The sequence below is a fragment of the Spiroplasma apis B31 genome, from assembly GCF_000500935.1.
Taxonomy (GTDB): Bacteria; Bacillota_I; Bacilli_A; order Mycoplasmatales; family Mycoplasmataceae; genus Spiroplasma_A; species Spiroplasma_A apis.
Genome location: NC_022998.1, coordinates 512246 through 535248, shown reverse-complemented (window position 1 = coordinate 535248; position 23003 = coordinate 512246). Strand labels below are relative to the sequence as shown.

The 23003-nt window shown below is 24.9% G+C and carries 18 protein-coding genes; 2 read left to right on the top strand and 16 right to left on the bottom strand.

The window, feature by feature from the left end; translation table 4 throughout:
* Positions 1 to 7: 7 nt before the first annotated feature.
* The 12 genes from SAPIS_RS02330 to SAPIS_RS02275 form a co-directional block, all read right to left on the bottom strand.
* On the bottom strand, positions 8 to 862 hold the full coding sequence (locus tag SAPIS_RS02330) for a hypothetical protein (protein ID WP_023789237.1): 855 nt from the start codon (positions 860 to 862) through the stop codon (positions 8 to 10).
* Positions 849 to 1568: an ATP-binding cassette domain-containing protein gene (locus SAPIS_RS02325; protein ID WP_023789235.1), complete on the bottom strand. Its 720-nt coding sequence runs from the start codon at positions 1566 to 1568 to the stop codon at positions 849 to 851. Before SAPIS_RS02325 ends, SAPIS_RS02330 begins: the two co-directional genes overlap by 14 nt.
* An 8-nt stretch (positions 1569 to 1576) precedes the next feature.
* Positions 1577 to 2896, bottom strand: a complete 1320-nt coding sequence (locus SAPIS_RS02320; protein WP_023789234.1) for a hypothetical protein — start codon at positions 2894 to 2896, stop codon at positions 1577 to 1579.
* Between the two features lie 1347 nt (positions 2897 to 4243).
* On the bottom strand, positions 4244 to 4807 hold the full coding sequence (locus tag SAPIS_RS02315; protein WP_023789233.1) for a lipoprotein: 564 nt from the start codon (positions 4805 to 4807) through the stop codon (positions 4244 to 4246).
* A 1975-nt stretch (positions 4808 to 6782) separates the two neighbouring features.
* On the bottom strand, positions 6783 to 8432 hold the full coding sequence (locus SAPIS_RS02305) for a chemosensory receptor (protein ID WP_023789231.1): 1650 nt from the start codon (positions 8430 to 8432) through the stop codon (positions 6783 to 6785).
* A 61-nt stretch (positions 8433 to 8493) separates the two neighbouring features.
* A complete protein-coding gene (locus SAPIS_RS05595; RefSeq protein WP_407636228.1) occupies positions 8494 to 8628 on the bottom strand; it encodes an IS3 family transposase in 135 nt (44 codons plus the stop codon).
* Between the two features lie 977 nt (positions 8629 to 9605).
* Complete coding sequence (gene uxuA / locus SAPIS_RS02300; protein ID WP_023789230.1) at positions 9606 to 10664, bottom strand: mannonate dehydratase; 1059 nt, start codon at positions 10662 to 10664, stop codon at positions 9606 to 9608.
* A complete protein-coding gene (locus tag SAPIS_RS02295) occupies positions 10648 to 11361 on the bottom strand; it encodes a copper homeostasis protein CutC (RefSeq protein ID WP_166484597.1) in 714 nt (237 codons plus the stop codon). Before SAPIS_RS02295 ends, uxuA begins: the two co-directional genes overlap by 17 nt.
* Position 11362: 1 nt before the next feature.
* On the bottom strand, positions 11363 to 12757 hold the full coding sequence (gene uxaC, locus SAPIS_RS02290) for a glucuronate isomerase (RefSeq protein ID WP_023789228.1): 1395 nt from the start codon (positions 12755 to 12757) through the stop codon (positions 11363 to 11365).
* Position 12758: 1 nt separating this feature from the next.
* A complete protein-coding gene (locus tag SAPIS_RS02285; protein WP_041612584.1) occupies positions 12759 to 13601 on the bottom strand; it encodes an SDR family oxidoreductase in 843 nt (280 codons plus the stop codon).
* A 9-nt stretch (positions 13602 to 13610) separates the two neighbouring features.
* Positions 13611 to 14249 (bottom strand): hypothetical protein, encoded by a 639-nt coding sequence (locus SAPIS_RS02280; RefSeq protein WP_023789226.1) that lies wholly within the window; start codon positions 14247 to 14249, stop codon positions 13611 to 13613.
* Positions 14239 to 15930, bottom strand: a complete 1692-nt coding sequence (locus SAPIS_RS02275) for a PTS transporter subunit IIC (RefSeq protein WP_023789225.1) — start codon at positions 15928 to 15930, stop codon at positions 14239 to 14241. Before SAPIS_RS02275 ends, SAPIS_RS02280 begins: the two co-directional genes overlap by 11 nt.
* 139 nt (positions 15931 to 16069) lie before the next feature.
* On the opposite strand from SAPIS_RS02275, the gene SAPIS_RS02270 reads away from it, so the two are divergent.
* Both SAPIS_RS02270 and SAPIS_RS02265 read left to right on the top strand, forming a co-directional pair.
* Positions 16070 to 16708 carry a bifunctional 4-hydroxy-2-oxoglutarate aldolase/2-dehydro-3-deoxy-phosphogluconate aldolase gene (locus SAPIS_RS02270; RefSeq protein WP_023789224.1) on the top strand — a complete coding sequence of 213 codons (639 nt, stop codon included), beginning with the start codon at positions 16070 to 16072 and terminating at the stop codon, positions 16706 to 16708.
* Positions 16696 to 17700, top strand: coding sequence for a PfkB family carbohydrate kinase (locus SAPIS_RS02265; protein ID WP_023789223.1), 1005 nt, complete (start codon positions 16696 to 16698; stop codon positions 17698 to 17700). Before SAPIS_RS02270 ends, SAPIS_RS02265 begins: the two co-directional genes overlap by 13 nt.
* 31 nt (positions 17701 to 17731) lie before the next feature.
* Here SAPIS_RS02265 and SAPIS_RS02260 read toward each other — a convergent pair whose 3' ends face one another.
* The 4 genes from SAPIS_RS02260 to SAPIS_RS02245 form a co-directional block, all read right to left on the bottom strand.
* Positions 17732 to 18451 carry a GntR family transcriptional regulator gene (locus SAPIS_RS02260; protein ID WP_023789221.1) on the bottom strand — a complete coding sequence of 240 codons (720 nt, stop codon included), beginning with the start codon at positions 18449 to 18451 and terminating at the stop codon, positions 17732 to 17734.
* A gap of 176 nt (positions 18452 to 18627) precedes the next feature.
* Positions 18628 to 19440, bottom strand: coding sequence for a DNA adenine methylase (locus tag SAPIS_RS02255; RefSeq protein WP_023789219.1), 813 nt, complete (start codon positions 19438 to 19440; stop codon positions 18628 to 18630).
* A gap of 1 nt (position 19441) precedes the next feature.
* Positions 19442 to 20290 carry a type II restriction endonuclease gene (locus SAPIS_RS02250; RefSeq protein WP_023789217.1) on the bottom strand — a complete coding sequence of 283 codons (849 nt, stop codon included), beginning with the start codon at positions 20288 to 20290 and terminating at the stop codon, positions 19442 to 19444.
* 112 nt (positions 20291 to 20402) lie between these two features.
* The gene (locus SAPIS_RS02245) at positions 20403 to 22523 is read right to left on the bottom strand and encodes a UvrD-helicase domain-containing protein (RefSeq protein WP_023789215.1); all 2121 of its coding nucleotides are present in this window, start codon (positions 22521 to 22523) and stop codon (positions 20403 to 20405) included.
* Between the last annotated feature and the right edge of the window lie 480 nt (positions 22524 to 23003).

Here is a 23003-nt window from a genome sequence, read left to right as displayed (position 1 = left end):
AACATACCTACTTTCATTTAAAGAATCTTATTGATAAATATATCAATAACCCTAACACAATTATTGATATCGTTATTAATGCATACAAATTATTCAAGAACATGAAACTTTTTTTAGACTGCACTACTTGTTCTATTCCACCAAAATCTATAAAGCTGAATGATGATGTGATTAATAATATTCAAACCATATATTTAGTTATGCATAGATAACCAAAATAATTTAAAAATCAATTTTTTCCTCCAATTAGTGAGGGTATTGCTACATCCGACATTATTAATGATATTAATATAACAACTAATGGAACTGAAGTTCTTATCAATTTTCCTTTAAGTAAATCCATTACGATTACACTTAAACACAAAATTGCAATTTCTATAAAAACTAGAACTATTAAGTATCAAAGTCAGTTTCATCATAATAAGTTACTCATATAAACAAAGTTTATTTGTAATTGAAATTTTGACATTATAAACAATCAAAGAATTGATAACAATGAACTAACTAGAGTGAAAAAGCTAGCGCAGATAATGAAAGAAAATATTATAGAAGATCTTTTTATTCCAACAAACTTAATTCTTTTTAAAATAGAAGTGTCTTTCAGGTTTGATAAGAAAATTGCAAAATAAGCACCTGTTATAAAGGCTGGAATTAATAAAAAGCTTGCTAATTGTGGTGGTAAAAGTTCGTATGTTTTTGAATATGTTGAATATGCATAAGCAAACACAAAAACTAAAATGATTGAAGATAAATTTATAATAACTCATGCTCTTTCATTTCTAATACTTAATGAAAAAGTAACTGATAACATTTTTTTAAAATTTGTTAAATTACTTTTAGTAAAAAAATTATTGTATTTCATTGTTAATTTCCTTAAAGTATTTATTTAAAAACAAACGAACTGAACCATGTTCTTTTACGATGTCAACTACTTTAGCGTCTTTATAAATTTTTCCTTCATTTAAAACAATTACGCGTTTGCAAATTTGTTCAATTTCTTCTGGAATATGTGAAATTATTATTAAAGTGATGTCTTCTTTCTTTTTAAGCTCGTCAAAAAAATTAATTAGTTTCATTTGCATTTTTAAATCTAAACCAGTGATTAACTCATCTAAAATTAATATTCTTGGTTTTTTTATAATAGATAACAAAGAGTTGAATCTTTGTTGTTCACCACCTGAACATTCATTTAATCTTTTGTTAATGATGCTTTTTACTTCAAAAATATCTATCAATTCATTGATGTATTCACTACTTGATCATTTTTTTCCAACTAAAAGATTTAAAAGGTCGACAGCCCTTGTATTAAATGGTCAATCTCCTTTTTGAAATTGGATACCAATGCTTTCTTTTAATTCCTTGTCAGTTTCATTATTTTGGTTCAAAAAGAGAACTTCACCACTTGTTTGCTCGTTTATACCAGCGATTATTTCAACAAGTGTAGATTTTCCGCTTCCGTTAGCACCTAAAATACCAATGCTTTCACCATTTGGAATTTCTAAATTGATGTTTTCTAAAACGATTTTATCTTTATTATATCTCTTTGTTAAATTATTTATTTTAATCATAAGTACCTCTAACTCATTTTTTCCATAGCAAATAATAAAAGATTTCAAGTTTTTTTAACAAAATCTTTTATTTGTTGATTAAGCTCTACTCAAGGATTAAATGATAGTTTTGTTCTATTTTCAATATTATTATTTGTATTTTTTATTTCGTCAACAATTACTGGGTCTTTTCCATTAATGTCTTTTTCAAATTCAATTCAATTATTTTGATCATAACTTATATAAATATAACGTGAATCAGCGTCGTCATATTTAAATAAAAATATTCTTAAGTCATAGTATGAATTATATTTGTAAGCGTAATATAACAATGAACCAGGAGTAGCTCCTCCACCTCCACCTTCTTTGTGAGAGAATACATTTTGAATTCCTTCTAAAGGAGGTGCTTTAACGTTATACATGTTTGATTTAGGATCAATAAAGTTAATATAACTTAAGGCTATTTCTATATAAATTTTTATAAGGTTATTTGCGATGTAACATTGTAAATTTTCTTCGTTTGAATTATATTGATTTCAATCTCATAGTTTATATTGAATAAACTCATTTGAAATATGATTTAAAATAGAAATATTGACTGTTTTTCGATGGTAATTAGGATCATAAACAGTTAATACATCTTTAGGTTCTTCTTCATTAACAGCAATTAAATTTATTGGAACTACTTGACCATTTCATTTTTCAATTGTTTCTTTATTAACAACATTTGAGTTAGATTTGAAATAGATGTTATCTGTTTCATTTAAATTATCTAATTTAAAGTAAGTTTTACCTTCATACTCGTAAGTTTTTTCTTGATCTATATTTAAAATCTCTAGTAATTCATTATTGTCAACTTTATTCAAGTAAACACTATACCCTTTTTTCTCTAAAGCATGAAAGTTACTAATTTCGTATCTACCAATCTCATTTAATTCAGAAGCTGCAGGAGCATTGTGCCCCATTACTTGTAAACCAAGATAAATAGCATCAGTTAGTTCACTTTTTACTGTAATTGGTTTTTTAGCTTTAAAATCAGCATTTAAAAAATTCATATCACCATCTATGACTTTTATCATATTATTATTTAAAATAACTTTGTAATTTCAGTCATAAGCTGCTGAATATTTATTTGAGCTTTCAGCAAGACTTTCTAAACTAGAACGGTAACTTGGTTCCAACGGAATATCTTTAAAATCTAACAAATTACTTAAAGAGTTTAAGTTTTTATTGTTATTTGAATCCATATATTGTTTGATTAAAGAGACACTAGAAAATAATGGTATTGTTAATACACCGCTTAATGTTATTGGTAATAAATATCTACTTCTTATTATTTTCTTTTTCATATAAATTCTCCAAAAATGATTATATAAGTTTACAAGGACAATGTCAATCATAAGTTTCGTAACATTTTTAGTGTTTTATTAAACTTAATATCATTTTGGGTGAGAGATATCAAAAAAAAATCATGAATATATGGGTATTTTTGTTGAAAGCTTGACAACAGTTGCTCATAGCCCTTTCGAATATAACCTAATCTTTTAAAAGTATTCACATTTGATTGACTACACATCTAGAATTAATAAATACAAGATTATTTACTACTAATTATTAATTCTCACTTGTAATTAATAGGCTCAGTAATCTTACAATTTTATTAATAAGAGCACTTATATATTCTTTAAATTTTTTTCTTAGCTTAGAGTTAGATTCATCATTCGTTATTATATTTATATATAGTCTTGTAATACTTTTTATTATTTCAGAATGCTCAATCAGTTCATTAACTTATTAAAAACCTTATTCTCCATTTCTAATGAATACAATTTTATGTTGTATTATGCAAATTTTTTTATTATTTAAATTGCTTTTAATCTTTATGTTGTGCTTATTGTGTTCTCTGGTTTTTGGAAAAAATAACTCATAACCAAAAGCTTCTCAATCTACAAATATTATCCAAACTGTTGAATATAAAATGTAGTACATTTTGATAGATTTTTATATGATAATTTTGATCAAAAACTTGATTATCAAATATTATTTATTATCCATATTAAAAATATTTGATTTGAATTCTTTCGAATTTACCACATGAAAAAATTTTATTTGTATAATTTTATGTTTTTTTAACATAATGTATACTTAGAAAAATATATTGGAAACTATTATATAAAAAAATGTTTATTTTAAAATATAAAAATATATTCTCTAGTGTATATTGAAAGGAAAGTTATTTAGCAAACTCAACAGTTTTGAAATTTTTATTATTTTTGTGTGGTTTATAATTATAATTCCGTTTTTAAGAACTTGATATTTTTACTCATAAAAGCATTTCTTAAAATAATAACCTTTAAGATTATTTTTTTTATTCATGCACGTCTTAAATTTGACAAATTCTTATTTAAATATTATCGTATATGAACTTTCTTTTTTTGTGACCTGATACTAAATTTCTACTGTTATACTACCATATAATCTATTTGTTATTTAATTCTTTAAAGGTTACTAGTTTATACATTGTTTTTTACTATTTATAGTTTCAGTATAAAGTTTAACAAAAGTATTTTTTTATTAAATTTTTCATATAAAAATCCTCTATTTATAGATTATATTAGAGATCTTTTACTCTAATTCTATAAGCAGAGGATTATATTTAGTTATATTTATTTTATTTTTTTATGCATTTCAATCAACTAACTTATTTTGATTGTTTTAAAATATAAGTTTTCGACACTTATTAATTCAAGTGTTCCTTTTTCTTTATTATGTTTTACTTTTATAAAAAAGTAATTTAGTTTGAATTCAGTATCACCCTTATTACCTTTAATTGTAAAAGTGTTAAGCTCATCAAAAGTTTCATAATTCTCATCATAGTTAATTTCTTTTAAATTTTTTGTTTGCTCAAACAGAGGTGCATGTTCATCAAAATCAGTCATTGCAGTACCTTCTAAAGAAAATGATTCGCCCAAACCAAACTCGAATAATTTATTTTTGGTATCACCGTAATCATCACCTAGGCTTTTTTCGTCTGCACTTAACTTAAATTTCCTATATGTATCATCGTTTCCCCCATTAGATAAATGTAACTTACTATTAGATTTTAACAAACTAATAAAATCGGAGTCTTTTTTACCTTCAATGTAACTTAATTCTGTTGCTTGTTTTTTTTCTACCGATTTATTTGAACAAGATATTGCAACAGGTGAAGCTGATACAACTACTCCCATTGCTCCTAATAAACTTAATATTTTTTTCATATTTTTTTATATTTCCTTCCTTTATTATTATTTTTATTTTAAAATATTATTTCACTTTTTCAAGTTAAGTAAAAACTTAGAAAAAAATTTTCAGAAATAATAAGTGATTCTATACCAAGTAATCAATAAAAAATTATTTCCATAATTATAATAAATAATTGGAGAAAATATGAATAAAGAAATTTTCAAACAATAAAAACTAATGTTATTTTGGGTTCTACCTCTAAACAAAGAAAAGAAAAAGAAAAAAAAGAAATACTGCACGTCAATTTGGATGAGTCATTAGGCTCATAAAAAGAAAGTTAAGCAATTATCAAAAAAGGACGCAAAGGCTTTTATTATTAAAAACCTTTGAAAACACCATCGATAATATTTAACAAAGTCTTAAAAATGAGATCTTTAATTTTTTTAAAAGACTTATATTGACTTTAATATTAAACATTTTTAGAAATTAGTTTGAAGAGATAAAGATAGTTACTCATAAATTAAAAAACTTCTCAAAGCAAAAAATCAATAAGACTTTTACAAAAAAACAATTATAAATTTGAAATTCTTAAATAATATTTTTTTATAGTAATGTCTTTAAAATCACTTATAACAAAAAAGCCCGATCCAAGTCAAAAAAAGCAAAAAAAACTTTTCTGATTCTATATCAAAAATTATTGCTTTATTATAGGGTAATAATAAAAGACTTGAATTATATTTACTTTATCATCGATTCAATTTTTTTTATTTGAAACTAAGTTTTTTTACAAAAAGCATACCTTTATTTTCTTATAATAACTCTAGAGTTTTAATAATAAGATTACCCGCTCCGCAAGCAACATCTATTAAGTCTTCTTTATCGTAATTTTTTTATAAAAATTCGCCCATAAACCTCGCAACATCTTCCGGAGTATAATATTTACCTAAATCTTTTTTATATGATTTGTTTATATATGCTAAACCATATTCATATAAGTATGATAAATTATTATAATTTAAAAGATCATTTTTATTTTTACTATTAGTTTTCAATTTCTCTAAAAATATATTTCAGGTACTTTTTAATCCTAACTTATTAAATAAAAGTAAATTTATGTTTATCGAGTAATCTTCAAGTCCCAATTTATTTAGAAAAAAAAATCTTCAAAATTTTCATATTCTATTAGAGTATCCTTAATTTTTTTCTAATTAAATAATTCATAAAACTAGTTCGATTCATAAATACTCTTTTAAAAATATATACTTCTAAAATTAGAAACCAGAAAACAAAAATTAACTAATGTTTTTATCAATAAAAATAAACTATACATTTCAAAACAAGAATCTGCAAATATTCCAAAAGTGCCTTATGAAGTTTGAATTCTTTTTTATGTTGAATATTTAAATTAATTTTAGTATTCTGCGAACATGAAAAATATATCATTAATTCAATGCTTTTACCAAATCATTGTGCTTAATGCTAAATTCTAACATTTACAAAGTAATATTATATTATGACAACCTTTCATAAATTATTTTACTACAGAAGATAAATTTAAATATTTTAATCCATTTAAATGATTACAAAGTCAGCTTCGTAAATATTTAATTAATATAATAACATCTATAATATTTTCATATTAATTATAAGTTTTTTGCTTAAAGAAATATTATACGCTATCAAATTATTATCAAATCAGTTATAAGAAAATTATCCAATCAATTTAACATTTTTTATCGCAATAACGAGGTATAAATAGTAAACATCTGTCCCTAGCTTATGTAAATCAATTTTTAAACTTTTTCAAATATTTATTGTAAAACATTACTTTTTTGTCTCATGTATACACTTAAGTTTATTATTATTTTTTAAAAAAACATATTTTATACTTGACAGAATATGTATAAAAATAATTTATTGGCTAATTTTATTTTGTGACGTATCGAGTTATAAATTATTTTCAAAAATAGATATTATTATCATATTTTTAGATTTTTTACTACCCTATTATTAATCAAGTGCTACTTTTCTATATCTTAAGTAAGATAGACCTCCAATTAAAATAAAAATAGATAAGTAAGAAAAATATAAGGCAAAATAACTTGAAAAGCTTACATTTACTTCTTCAAGATCATCTAATTTAATTGGATGGTCATTTTCATCCCTATTTTTAAAATATTTGAACTCTAAAGGAATAGTTGGTGATTCAAAAGTATTATAAAATACTCCTCCCGACAAACTATTGTAATAATATAAACTGTTTTTTGAAAAGTAATTACCAAACTGTAATTGTGCTAATTGATTAAAAGGATTGCTATTTGCATTCCTTTTTAAACCATCAACCAAACTTTGTTCTGGCGATAAATCAATTTTTATGTTTTTTTCATACTTCTGTCTAATGTTATCTTGTCAATTAAAAATATCATATGCTATCGAAGACAAGAAATAGTAAAAATCATATTGATCACTTGTTTTGTAATTTTTAAAAGTTTCATCAAAATAACCATCAAGTACAGATCTAGAAATAAATGATTGATTAAGGTATGCAATGGACAATGGTGATTTTTCTAAGTATTCTAAAAAGTAGTTAGAGTAATCTTTTAATATATTCAAAAAATTAGAATATTGTTCATTTTTTGATAATCCTATAATTTTATTAATAATGTTGTATATTAAGTTTTGATTTAATGTTTTATAACTAGCATAGTTTTTTCTATAATTGTATACAAAACTATCTTCTAATTTAAAACCAGTTGAATCTGGATTATTAAATAAATGATAATTATCATTAAATAACTTATCCATATCTTTAATAAAATTTATAAAGTTATCACCATAGAGCTTTTTATCATCAGAAGTTAAATTGTTCATAACATATCAATAATTTCCATAAGCTCATTGATACTTGTCGAAACTACCTCTATTTTCATATATTTTTTCAAAGTTTGGTAAAAAATCAAAAAAAGTTTTGTCTGATTTTAATTCATTATTAAAAGACGTTCATTTTTGAAATGTTGTTGTGTATGACCCATATCTATATAAATTTATACAGTCATTATATCTAAAAGAGCTAAGTGTACTAGATAATGAAATCAAACAAGAAATAATACTAACAACAGTTAAGACAACTTTTGAATTAAATATCATAATAAAAAAGAATGTTATTGAAAATATCATTATTGCTAAAAGAAAGTAAAAATACATAAAGTTAATAACTTTATGTCTCGTTTCTACAAAATAATCATTAATTGTTAATGTGAATAGCGATTGCATTGCTAGTAAAAATAATATTATAGTTAATATAAATGATGTTATTATAACTATTCTTTGAAGATATGTTTGAAATAAGCTTATCCCACCTTTTAATTCAAGATTTAATCTGCCTTGTTTTTTATCGATATAAAAACATATTGTTGTTAAATAAATAACAATTATTGAAAGCATTAGCATGTCAAATATTTTTTTAAAAAAGAATATTTTGTTAAAAAGATCATTCATATTGTCTATATAAATATTTGAACTAAAATAATAATTATAAAATGAAGCTATCTCTAACAAAGTAGATATTATCAAAAAAGTTATTGTAATTGATAATAGCATTTTGTTTTTTATAACATTTTTATAGTTAAAACTAAACAATTTAAAATTCAATTTATTCATTTTATAACTTCGCTCTCTAAAATAATTATAAATATATTTTGTCGAGTATACAAAATGTTTTTTATAAAGATACTTCAACAAAGTTTGAATTTTTTTTTCATAAATTGAAATCTAAATAAGCATATGCTGGAGGGCTCTTGAGTTTGACCATTATCCTTTCATAATTGTAAAACTCTATATAATTGTTAATTGCTATTTTAATTTTGAAAAACTCGTTTTGCTTTAGTTTTTTTTACTCTTCTTTCAATGATAAAAAGGTTTCACACATTCCATTATCAATAGAATTACATGGTATAGATAATGATTTTATAATATTATTTTTTTAGCATAACGCTTTGCAAATATAGATGTATATTGATTTCCGTTATCAGAATGGATAATAAGTTTTTTAGATAGATCGTGTCTATGAAACGAGCTTTCTCAAATGTTTTCTGTTTATATCTATATCATTTTTTAAAAATACCTTATGACCTAATATAAATCCAGTGTTTTCGTCTTTCAAAACAATTAAATATACATTTTTTTGATGGAATATACATATGTAATATCTGTAACTCAAAGTTCATTTTTTTAAATACGAAAATATTTTTTTATTTTATATGCTAGGTTCATATCTATTTTTGTTTTATAAACTAGTTTATTTTTACTACATCAACAATAATAACCCGATCTTGTGATATCGAATAATTTGCATAAAGAAAGAGCGCTGTATTTGTTAATATATTCATTTATAGTCTTGTATTTTTTTGAAGCATCCATTAGTTCATTGAACTTTTTAAAAAATTTATTCTCTTTTTAAATTAACTTAATTTTTTTTGTTAAGTTTTGCAATTATTTTATTTTTTTGAACCTTTTAAATTATTTGTAATTTTTCCATTGTACTTATTATGTTTTCTTGTTTTTGAAGTAAGTTAATCATCCCAAAAAATTCTTAAACCACACACATTCTTCTAATTGTTGAATATGAAATAATGAATCTTTTTAACTTATCTTTATAAGATAAATTTGAACAAAATACTTGATCATTAAATTATTTCAATGTCATAATTTGGAGTGTTTGATTTGCTTTTCATTAAATTTGCCATAAAAAAAATTCTCTTTGTATAATTTTATGTTTTTTTGACATAATGTTTACTCAGAGAATTATAGTTATTATCAAGAGTTTAAAAATATTTATTTATTTGTTTTGAAAGCATCTCATAGACCGTTTATATAACTTAGCCCCAATGCACGATCATATAAACCGTATCCTGGATTATTTGGTTTTTGTTCTTCTCCTCAAATCATTCTACCGTGGTCTGGTCTAGCATACCCCTCATAGCCGTTTAAATAATATGCTTCTACTATTTTTTTCAAGTCCAAAACACCATTTGCGTCTGCATGAGCTATTTCATGAAAGCTATGACCAGTGTCGTATCTTATATTTCTAATATGTGTAAAATGAATTCTTTTGTGAAACCTATTAATTATTCTAACCATATCATTTTCTAGGTTTGTCGACAGTGAACCTACGCATAATGTTAAACCATGATTAATTGAAGAATTAATATTAATAAATCTTTCAATATTATCTTCGTTTATCATTAATCTAGGAATTCCAAATATTGGTCAGGCAGGATCATCTGGATGAATCGCCATTTTTATGCCAAACTCATCACAAGTAGGAATTACCCCATTAATAAAGTAAGCAATGTTCTCTCATAATGTTTCGTTACTCATATTTTTATATGTATCTATTACTTCAGCAATTTCTTCATCTGGAAAACTTAAAGTTCAAGCTGGAAGCTCTTTGAATTTTTTTATAGCAGCTTCAGCATCTAATTTATCAATTATAGATTGGTCGTATGCTTCACAAAATGAGCCGTCTTCCATTTCTTTATACAATTCAGTTCTTACTCAATCGAATGCAGGCATAAAGTTATAACAAACTACTTTAACCCCTGCTTTTGCTAAATTTTCCAAAGTTATACAATAATTTTTTATATACTTATCTCTTGTTGGTCTTCCTAATTTTATATCTTCGTGGACAGGAACTGATTCAATTACTTCCATTTTTAAACCATTATCTTCAATAAGTTTTTTCATTTTTAGTATGTTTTCTAAATCCCAAGCTTCTCCTGGAACGTATTCATATAATTGAGTTACAACAGAAGCAACATTAGGTATTTGTCTAATATATTCTATTTTTATAGGGTCTTTTTTAGGACCATATCATCTAAATGACAGTTTCATTATTTTCACTCTCTCTATCTATTTTTTGTTTCAATAAATTTATTTTATTAATATCAATATCGTTTTCATAAGAATTATTTTCTCTAACTAGATTTCCAATATGGAATCAATTAAAACCTAAAGATTTAGCATCTTTTATATTTTCAATACCAATTCCACCTGCTAATATTAATTCAAAGTTAGCATGAGAATTTATAGATGAACCCACTTGTTTTAATGCATCTAAATAGTTAGTAAAACCTTTTAAGCCACCTTGCATTAAAACACCTTTAAAACCAATCTTCTCTACTTTTTTTAAATCTTCCAAGACTTTGGTTGAATAATCTATACCTTTACCAAAAATTACTTGCATTGGTTTAGCTATTTCTAATAACTCGAGATTACGATTTCAATCAATACAATTATTTTCATTCATCACAGAGAATACTATCGTTTTAATATTATTCTTTTTACAAAACTCGACGTCCTTCTTCATTAATTCAAATTCAATATTAGTGGCCTTGAAGTCGATTTTATTTCTTCTAATTAAAACTCTAACTTCTTTTTTGATAGTTCTTGAAACTTCTTTGATAAAGTTATATTCGGGTGTCAAGCCACCCTCTTTAATATCACCTACTAAAATTATTCTTTCAGCATCAGATTGTTGAATGTTAAGAGCATCTTTTAATGTTAGACATACAATCTCCATTTTTTGCATATTAGTAACCAAAATAAGCTTGCGCATTTTTAAAAGATATATTTTTTAAAAGTTTAACTAAAATATCTCAATCATTAACACACATACCTTTTTCAGCTCATTCTCCAACAATATCACATAATAATCTTCTATAGTAATCATGTCTAGCAAAAGAAGAGTAAGCTCTTGAGTCAGTTAACATACCAACATTAACTCCTAAACTTTGCAACTCTGCGAAAGTTATAATTTGTTCTTTATTACCACTGAAAGTATCTGCAAATCATCAAGCAGTTCCTAGTTGAATTTTACCCTTGATCTCATCCTCGTTATCTTGGAAATTACCAGCTAATGTAGCAATAGCGTTTCAGTTCATTCTATTTAAAGAAAAGAGTAGATGTTTTCCTAACAAGTTATCTTGTTTTAGTTTTTTAAAAATAGCATTAAGCTGATTTGCAACGAAATGTTCAGCAACAGAATCTGCACCAACATCATGTCCAATAGCTTTTAATAAATGAGGATTATTATCTCTATCACAGTTAATATGTCAGAGCATAACTCAATTTTTTTTGTAATAAATTTTTGCAAGTTCATACATCAAATTGCCGGTGTACTTTGCTAATTCTAAATCACTTAATCTCTCCCCGGCTAGTCTTTTCATAAATAGGCTATTTAATTCTTTTTTAATACAATGTTCATAATTGAAAGAACTTAAACCGTGATCAGCTGACCTTCCTCCCATATTATGAAAGAAATCAATTCTATTTTCTAAAGCTTCCATCAGAGAGTCAAAACTAAATATATTTTTTCCTGATACATTTGATAACTGACGAATATAATCAACAAAGTTTTCATCATTAATTTTAATAACTTTATCTGGTCTGAAATTAGGTATCACTTTAACTTCTTTTCAATCCTTTTTCAAAAAATTATGTTGTTCAAGATTATCAATAGGATCATCTGTTGTACAAATAGAGTAAACATTTGACTTTTCTAGAAAAGTTCTACAACTCATATCTTTAAGTTTTTCGATGGCTGTATCTCAAATCTCTTTGGCATTTTTTAATATTAAAGGTTTCTCAATATTGAAATAAATTTTAAGTTCTAATTGACATCATTGCGAAACAGGGTTTCCTTGCATCATTTCTAAGCACTCAACAAACTTTTCAAACTTTTCAAAATCATCTTTATTTCCTGTAATAAAATCTTCACTCACGCCGCAAGTTCTCATTTGTCTTCATTTATAATGATCTGATTTTAATCAAAGTTCTGTTAAGTTAGAAAACTTTTTGTTACTTGCTAACTCATCTACGTTCAAATGATTGTGATAATCAAGAATAGGTTCACTTTTTATCTCGTTATATAGTTTTATGGATAAATCATTATTTAATAAAAAATTATCATCTACAAAGTTTTTCATTTTAAACTCCACTATATGAACAGAAGCCTCCATCAACGTATATAACTTTACCTGTTACAAAATTACTCATTTCATTATCCATTAAATATATTAAAGTTCCTATCAAATCTTTTGGTACACCTAGCCTCTCCATTGGAGTGTGACTTAAAATTTTTGTAGTTCTTGGAGTAAAGTTTCCATCTTTATCAATCAATAATTTCTCATTTTGTTTTGTTAGAAAGAAACCAGGGGCCATTGCATTAACTCTTAATCCAGTCTTTGCAAAATGTACTGCTAATCATTTAGTAAAATTATTTATAGCTGACTTTGCAGCTGAGTATGCAGGAACTTTTGTTAAAGAATTTTCTGATGAAGCAGATGATATGTTTATAATTGAACACCCTTCTTTCAACATATATTTAGCGAATACTTGAGTGACATTGAAGGTTCCCATAAAATTTAAATCAAAAACAAATTTGAATCCTTCAGTTGTCAAATCAAAGAAACCAACTTCACTATTCGATGATTTTTGATCCAATTCATAATATTCATTTGATGTTGATGCTTTTGGATGATTTCCTCCAGCACCATTTATTAAAATATCTATTTTACCAAAATGCTGTATAACTTTATCACAAGCTTCTTTTACGGAATCGATATTTAAAACATCACATTGTACTGCCATAACTTTGTCATCGTTACCTAAATCTTCTTTAACTTTTTGAATGCTGGTTTCATTTATATCCATAAGAACTACACTCATACCAAGTTTTAAACATTCTTCTGCAAAAAAACTACATAAAACTCCTCCAGCTCCAGTTATAGCTACAATTTTATTTTGTAAATTAGTATATGTATTCATAATTTTCCTCCTTTATTTAATATTTAAAACTAACTTTTTATTAACCTCGTAGTTAGTATTTTGGATTCTAATTAATAAATCTTTTTTAGCTTTCATATTTATTGTTTTTGTAAACTTTGTTTTATTTTCAAAATCTTTAATTATTTGATTGAGTATAAATAGTTCATTAAAGTTTACAGAAAACCCATTTGGATAATTAATAACTTCAAGATTACTTGGAACTATTAATAATATTTTGTAATCATAATCAAAATTAATAATTTTTTTAAGCTTTTTAACTTGATTTTCATAAACGTAAATTGGATTAAGTATTGTATTTTCTTTTTCTTTTTTTATAACTAGTCACTCTTTCGAAGAAAAGTCCGGACTGATGATTTTTTCAAAAGAAGAAATATCATTTATAAAATAAACGCAATTATCGGTGATGATAATATTGTCAAATAATATTCATTTGTTATTTTTATATTTCATATTAGTATTAGAAAGAAATATTCAACTTTTTTCAATTCTATCCATTTTTAATAACTCACCATCAAGCTTAGCTTTATTTTTAAAAAGTGCTGGTTTTTTATAGAATGAAATTCAATATAAAACAATAACAATTGAAGCCACTAAAATCAAACATATTAAAATGATATATTTATACTCCATTTACTTCTCCTACCTGTTTAGAGTCCTTAGTGTTTAAACTGATATCTTTTATTTGTTCTTCTTTCAAAGTTTTTACATCGGTTTTATTTGTTTTATTTTTGTCGAATGCATTTTTTACTACAGAAATAATAATCGGTGCTAAAAATAGTGCAACTGAAATACCTAGCCATAATCATTTATTTAATTTGATTAGTAAGAAAGGAATTACAGCAATGATATGATCAACTTCCGCAAAAGTAGCAGAGTTCATGACAGCTTTTTCACCATTTGGTAATAATTGATCGGTTAATTCGCTCGGAACCATCCCTAAATCTTTATAAATAACAGGAAATCACGCTCATATGAAACCAACAATAAATGGTGCAATCAAAGCCCCTCTTATTCCACCTTTGTAATTAGCAAATACAGCAGCGGTTCCACCAATAAATAAATGAGGAAATAGTTCAGGTAACACTACTGGGAAGTATCTAGCCAAATTACTGTCACCATTTCTTAAACTAAAATGGACTCCTAATAATATACCAAACGTTACTAATCCTCCAAAAAAGGAGGCTAGAAAACCAAATATTACTCCATTGGGGGCAGCAGGTCAAAATGCTTGTACCTCAACCGCTGCTTTTGATCCTTTTATAAGTTTGTTTGCAATTCCGCTAAAAGCAGGAATTAACTCCCCTAAAAACATTTTTACTCCAAAAATAATAATTTGTATTCCAGCTACGAATGTTAATGATTGAACAAAAGCATAGACAATGGCATTACCAACGTTTTTGGAAATAGAATCATTACCTATAAGCCAACTGGTTGCGTTTCCGTCTGCATCTCATTTATTCGCAAAAGCATCTAAACCAGAAATCCCTAGAGCAATCATCATAATTGTCATATAAATAACTATCATTGTTAATGATAATGAAACTATATTGTCAGCTAGTACTTTTAACTTTTCAGGTATTCGAATGTTTTCGGTACTAACCAATACTTGCTTTTTGCTTAATTTTAGTAAGCCTATACCCATTATTCCAGAAATAGCAACTCCAAAACCTCCAGTATGACCTAGGGCTAGATTTTCGTTTCCTGCAATTTTAGCCGCTAATTTTGCACTAGCAGCAGGACTAAGAACCATATATAATCCTAAAAATAGTGAACCACTTAAAAGAACTATTACAGTATCTTGAATATTTTGCATTGGTTTTAATCCAGCCATTCACATGGCGATTGAAAGTGCCAAAGATGTATAAAATGCTACATGACCAGTTAAATAGATATATTTTAAATTAGATAACTTAGCTAAAATAATGTTGCATATCATAGCTAATATTAAAATAATGGAAGCTGACGTCATAATATCAGGAATATTTGCGGTCATTCAAGCCATAGCGGCTTCATTGGAAGGAATTATAAAATCCATTCCGCTTTCAGAACCTAACTTAAATCCATTTTTGATAACACTTGTAAGATTACCTAAAGTTGTCGATAATACTCCAGCTCCACCTGAAATAATCAAGAATCCAATAATCGTTTTTAAGGTAGATATCAATACTTCTGATGATTTCTTTCTTTGTATCAAAGAACCTACCAAAGCAAATATACCTATTAAAATCGCGGGATAACCAAAGAATCCTTTAAAAAAACCTAAGAATCCATCTCCAACTGAACCATAATCTGCAAAAAATAATAAATTCATATATTTACTCCTTTCTAACTTGTATATAAGTCGTATTTATTAAAACACATAAAATATATTATTTAAAGGGAAAAATAAAAATAAATTAATCTTGTATACTAGTTTTTAAAAGAGTATAGTTTTTATGGAGGTAAATTATATGAAAAATATTAAAGAAATATTACAAAAAGAAAAACTTGTAGCAGTTATAAGAACTAGTTCAATCGATAAAGCTTTGCTTACCATCAAAGCATGTTTAGAAGGTGGATTTAAATTTATTGAAATAACCTTCACAATTCCAGATGTAGAAAAAGTATTACAAGAAGTTGATAAAATTAAAAAAACTTATAATTGTATAATTGGTGCTGGCACAGTTATGAATATCAATCAGGCCAAACTAGCTTATAAATATCAATGCGATTTTATCGTTTCACCAAATTTTAGTATTGATATATCTAACTTTTGTTTGGAAAAAAATTTATTATATATCCCTGGAGCAATGACTATTAATGAAATAACAACTATAAATAAACAAGGTTGGGATCTTATAAAATTATTTCCTGCCAATAACTTTGAAAAGAATTTTATAAATACTTTAAAAGGTCCTTTGCCCGATATCGAAGTAATGCCTACGGGTGGAGTTGATTTAGATAATTTTATATTTTGATTAAATGGCGGTGCGTTTGCTTGTGGTATAGGAAATCATTTATCTAATTTAATTGAAGATAATGATGATTATAAAGGAACAATAGCCCTCGCCAGAAAATACATAGAGAAAGTAAACAAATGAGAATCTTAGTTGTTGGAGAAACATTGTTAAGATTAACTTCATTACCGAATAAAGAGTTTTCTAACAATGAACTTGTAACAATCAACTTTGGAGGGGCTGAATTTAATGTAGCCAATTATTTAGGGATATGAGGAAACGAGGTTACATTTTTAACTAAACTCTCTAACGATTTTATTGGGGCAAGTATTTTAAATTTTTTGAAAACAAATAATGTTATTACTAAAAATATAAGTTTAGATAATTACAAACCTTTAGGAACTTACTATGTTAAAAAAGGTTTAGGGCCTTTTAACGATGAGATAATTTATAATCGTTCTAGTAGCTGTTTTACAGAATGACTTCTAACAAATAATCAAATTGAAGATTTATCGAATACATTTGATTGTATTTATATATCAGGAATATCTTTTGCCACAAACATAAATACTAGGTTATCACTTATTAAGTTAGTAAAGACTTTTAGTAAAAAAAATAAAAAAATATTTTTTGATTTTAACTATAGGTCTAAATTATGAAATTATGAGGAGGCGAGAAAAACTTATTTAGAGATTTTACCTTTGTCAACCTACATATCAATGGGGATTAAAGATTTAGTTTATATTCTAAAATTATTAGACTCAGATTCGAATTATGATGAATCATTAGTTAAAGGTTATCAAGTTATCACAAAAAAATACCCAAATATAGAAAAAATATATTCTACTAAAAGAGAGATCATCACCAGTAACTCATCCAGAGTAACGGGATATCTTTGAGAAAACGATGTAATGACCAAATCAGATACTATTTTCATTGACAATTACGTAGAAAGAATTGGTACAGGTGATGCTTTTTCAGCAAGTATTGTTCATTCTATTTTAATGGACTTAAAAAATAATGATATTTTAAGAAATGGTTTAAGTTGTCTATATTTCAAACATTATCTATTAGGAGATTGGTCTAAAATAAGTTTTAAATTAATTAAAGAATGAAAATTTATTAATAGCGATATTAAGCGTTAAAAAAAATTGTAAGCAATTACAATTTTAAATATTATTCAAACATATCAGGGTCTAACTTGATTATATTATTTAAGTGATCAATAAAGTTTGAAGTATGTCGCGATAAAAAGTCTCTAATTTTATCTTTATTTTTTTCAATTATTATTTCTAACTCTTCTTCGTGTTGATTAATTATATTAACAATTGTTTTTTTATCAAACAATTCTAAAAATCTTATTCTTGTGTGACCACTAACAAAATGATCTAATTTATCTCATTGATATTCTTTATAGACAAGTTTAAATATTTGTCGATGAAACTCATTATCTAAATAATGAAACTTTTTAGGATCATTATTTTTTTCTCAATCATATTTTTTCATTAACTCTAAAGTATGATAAATGTAACTTAAATCATAGTTTTGAGTAGACTCAACAATTTCAAATAGTACTTCAGCTTCAATTGCTTTTCTAAAAAATATACCACTGTGAATTTCTTGTAAAGATATCTTTTTAACAAATGTACCCTTTTGCGGTAATACTTCCACCAAACCTTCATTCTCTAAAATAGTAAGTACTTCACGAATTGGTATTCTTGAAACTTTAAATTGTTGGCTTAAATAAAACTCAGAAATCTTTTGATTAGGTTTAATAACTAATTCGATAATATTGTTTTTTAATGTTTTATATATCCAAGATTTGATTGTTTTATGCTCATTTTTATCATCCATAATAAGTGTTAATTCATTATTGATAATCTCTGTTTTCTTCATTTTTTCCTCTATTTGTCTATTAATAATATTCTCCTAATAAAATTTTACATAAAAATTATTATATATGGCGTTTTAATATCAATTAAAAATATAGTTTAAGTAAATAATGAACTTAACACATTTAATGATTGTTTTGCAATTCTATACCTTTATAAAATGATGAATATTTATTCACTTTATTTTCTATAATTAGTGATTAATACTTCTTCTATTTTCCCTCTTTTTTGACCATTAGAATTAACATTTCTCTTCGCCATAACAACATCGATACTATACTCCTTATATAAATCTTTAATAAATTCTGTATTGTGATTTGAAACCATAAAGAATGCTCCTTTTTTTGAAATTTCATCACAAAAAATCTTTAATTCTTCCTGTTGAAATCTAAGGAAGTCATTTCCAGAGTAATTTGCAAATGTATTATTATTTAACTTATCATACGGTGGGTCTATATAAACAAAATCGTTTTTTTTAACTAAATTTAATGTATCTTTGAAGTCTAAATTTAAAATCTTGACAGACTTCAAGAATGTTGATATTTCTTCTAAATTATCTAGTTCATAAATATTTGGTGCAATAGTTTTTTGGTTTCATGGAACATTGAATTTATGGTTTTTATTTTGTCTATAAAGTCCATTAAAACAAGTTTTGTTTAAAAAAATTGTTCTTGCCGCTCTTTCAAAATCATTTTGATATTTTTCTAGGCTTCTAAGTTCGTAATAAAATTTTCTAGGGTTTGAATTATATTTAATCCTGAAAATCTCGATATACTTTATTACTTCAATATAATTATCACGTATACATTCATACATATTAATTAATTCTGAGTTTAGATCATTAATAATGGTTTTTTCATATTGTAAATTTAAGAAAACTGCTCCCCCACCCACAAATAGTTCAATATATCTATTGAACTTTTCTGGTAATCGTTGCTTAATATCATTTAATAGTTGTGTTTTACCGCCTACTCATTTAACAATTGGTTTCAAGCTATATACCTAATAAATCTTCAAGGGAGTTTTCTTCAAACTCCTTCAAATTGAAAAGTAAGTCAATCTTTTCATATGCTTCTCTAATTTGTTTTTTTGCAGTAAGTCAACCAATACCATCTGTAATTCACAAAAACTTAATATGCTCATATTTTTTTAGTTTATTATTTAACATTATAAATGATCTTGTTGTTTCATTTAATTTGCTTCCTCCAGAAGAATAAAAATTAACTTCAGTTAAGTAATATATTTCATTATATTTAAAGAGAAAATCTACTCTTTTATCCGCGTTAAATTTATCAAATTGGCTAGATAAATCTTCTCAATCAAAATCAGGAATTATATTTGCAATATTTCTTAAAGAAACTTGTTCCGAAAAAATTAAACCTTTTTCAATAAGTAAATCTGAAACTAATGATTCCATAGCTTTACCAGTTCTATTCTTTCGAGCATTTGTGTCCATTCCAACTTCTAAACCTAATAAATAATCATTAAAGTTAGTTATTCTATTATTTTGGATGATTTTCAATAAACCTACACCGTCTATAAACTCAATAATCTTATTAGCATCCATTTTTTTGCTAAAATCGTAACTTTCAGATATTGTTTGAATAACATTCTTTCTTACAGCAATTAATGAAGGGATGAGTTTTTGCAAATTGCTATTTTCTTCAAAAGCTAACTTAAGTATGTGTAAAGGTTCTTTTGCTAAAATTGCTTTATTTAAAACTTCTATCTCTTTTTTGTATATATCTACATTTTTTATAGCTTTGTCATAATCAACGTAAAAATCTAAATTAAAGACTTTATCTTTAAAATTATTGATAAAATTATCAAAATTTTTTTTCATTTTAATTTGCCCCTTAAATCTTTTTTAATTATACAATGAAAAAAATTCTTAAATAAATAGAAAATAAATTAGTTTATAATAAAAAAATATATTTATATGATTTACAAACAAACTATATAAAATAATTCATTTCTTTAATTTTATTGATTTCATCTAAAAAGCTATCTAAGTTTATTTCTACAGTATTCATGTTTTCTTTTATAAACAAAATATTGTAAAACATTCTTTCTAAGTCTTCATAGTTCATACTGATACGTTCAACCTTATTTTTCTTTAAGTTAAATAAATAGTATTGAAATTTATCAAATTTAGATCTTAAATCACTATTTTTTGAAATGATTAATTTATATAAAAGTAACTGTAATCTGTGAATATTACTTAATTCATTTGTAAATTTAAATTCTCATATTCTTTTATTTTCAAAATCAACACAATCAAGTATTCCTATGTAGTTTCTACCATTTATATTTTCAATTTTTATATTATATTCGAACTTAAATTTCTTGCTTAAAACTCCTGCATTATCTCCCAATATGATTTCAAATACATCATTGGCTGTTTGATCATCTTTTTTTGTAATTCAGTCTATTTCTTGGATTTGATTTATTCTTGAAATGTCTTCATTTTCTATTGCCGAAAGCAATAGAACTACTTTTAATATATTAATATTCTTGTTTTCATATTCATCAATAATACTTTTAACCCAAGCTTTTTTTGGTTTTAGAAAACTTAATAAGGTGTCAGAGTCGGATTTAGATTCAGATATTTCTTTTAAAACTTGTTTAATGGATTTGATTATGTCATCAAATTTATTGACTTTTTCTAAAAACATAATTGGAAAGTATTTACCGTTAAAGATTGATAAATTTTCAGAGTATTCTTTCTTTTTTTTAAAAAAGGTTTTTGAGTTTGGCACTTTCTCCAAAGAATAACTTGGTTTTATGACAAAACGTTCAACTTTCATTTTATCTAAATCTTCTCTTAATTTTTCTAAAGGTAAAAACTTCAAGAGATCACTAACAGATGTGTTTAAAACTGTATTTTCAATTCTCCTATTAATACTTTTGTTAGCTTCTTCTCAAGTTCTTTTTTTATCTTCTTCTACTTTAAAATCAATAAACTTATTCAAATTATCAAAGTTTAAAAACTTAAATGCTGAGTTTTTATAGTGGTTGATTATTATTGTTTTTTCAGTTTCTCTTGTAAGAGCTACATAATGAAGATTGCTGGGTTTCATATGATCAGAATTTCTATCATAATATTCAAAATAACTATGTTCCATAGAAAAAATGATGGCTACTTTTCTTTCTCTTCCTTTTGATTGGTGAATAGTTGAGAAAGCGATTTTGTTTTTCAATTCTTTGTCACTTAAATTTTCTTCCTCACTTAAAGATATATAAACTAAATGACCTTTTTCCGATAAAAGCGTTGCTAATCTTGACAGAGGGGTGTTTGTCCCCTGAACTTTATTCGATAATATAAAAATATCTTCATCTTCGTATTTCTCAAAAACAGGTTTCAAATATTCATATAAAGCCTTAGTATTAAATGCATCAATCACCGTATAAAATAAGTTCTTTTCGCTGTTTTCTTGATTTGAAGTAATGAAATTTTCGTTAAAATAAACTTCATTCAAAAAAGTTGCATTATCTTTTGTGATTCGGTAACTAGTACTTAACTTAGTGCTTTTTCAACTAAAATTATTAAGATTTCCAAAAGCAATTTCTGCTTTTGATAAAAAAAGTGGATTAGCCCCTCTAAAACTATATATTGATTGCCTTGAATCTCCTAAAATACATAGTTGTGAATTAAAATATTTTTCTTTAATAATCTTGACTAAAGGTTTAAAAATATTGAAGGACATATCTTGAACTTCATCTAAAATAAGTAAATCAAAGTGTTCTAGATTTTTAATTACTTCAATTTTATTGATTATTATATTATTTAGAGCTTGATCATCTTTACAAGTGTCACCAAAACAGTTTCCAATAAATGAGTGAAATGTCTTGCATTTAATATTTGTTAAACTATGCTTCTTAATTTTTTTATTAGTTTCATCAGCTAACTTTTTATTATAAGTTAAAATTATTATATTTTTGTCCTTAAAAGCATCTGCTATAAATAAGCTAGTTGTAGTTTTACCACTTCCAGCTACTGCTTCAATTTTTAAATTATAATTAGCTTTAAGGTAGTTAATTATTTTTTGTTGTTCATCACTAATTTTAAAATTCATATTTTTTCATGCTCCGCATTACACATTTAATTATGATTTATTATAACCTAAATAAATCAAAATATAATACTAAAAGTGTGAATATAATTCTCTAAGTATACATTATGCTAAAAAAACACTCATTTATACAAACGAATAAACCCTCTATGTATAGAGTTAAATAAAAAAATCTAATATAATCAATATTTTAAATATAATTTGTCAAGTATGCAAAATGTTTTTTATAAAAATACTTAAACAAAGTTTGAAGTACTTTTTTTTATAGTTTGAAATCTAAATAAATATATGTTGGACGGTCTTATGTTTATCATTATTATTTTATAATTGTAAAATTATATATAATTATCGATTGCTATTTTTAACTTATGAAAATTATTCTGCTTTAGTTTTATTTTCGCACTCTTCTTTTAAAGAAAAAAAAGTTTTACACATTCCATTATCAATAGAGATACATGGTCTAGATTATGATATTTTTTCTAA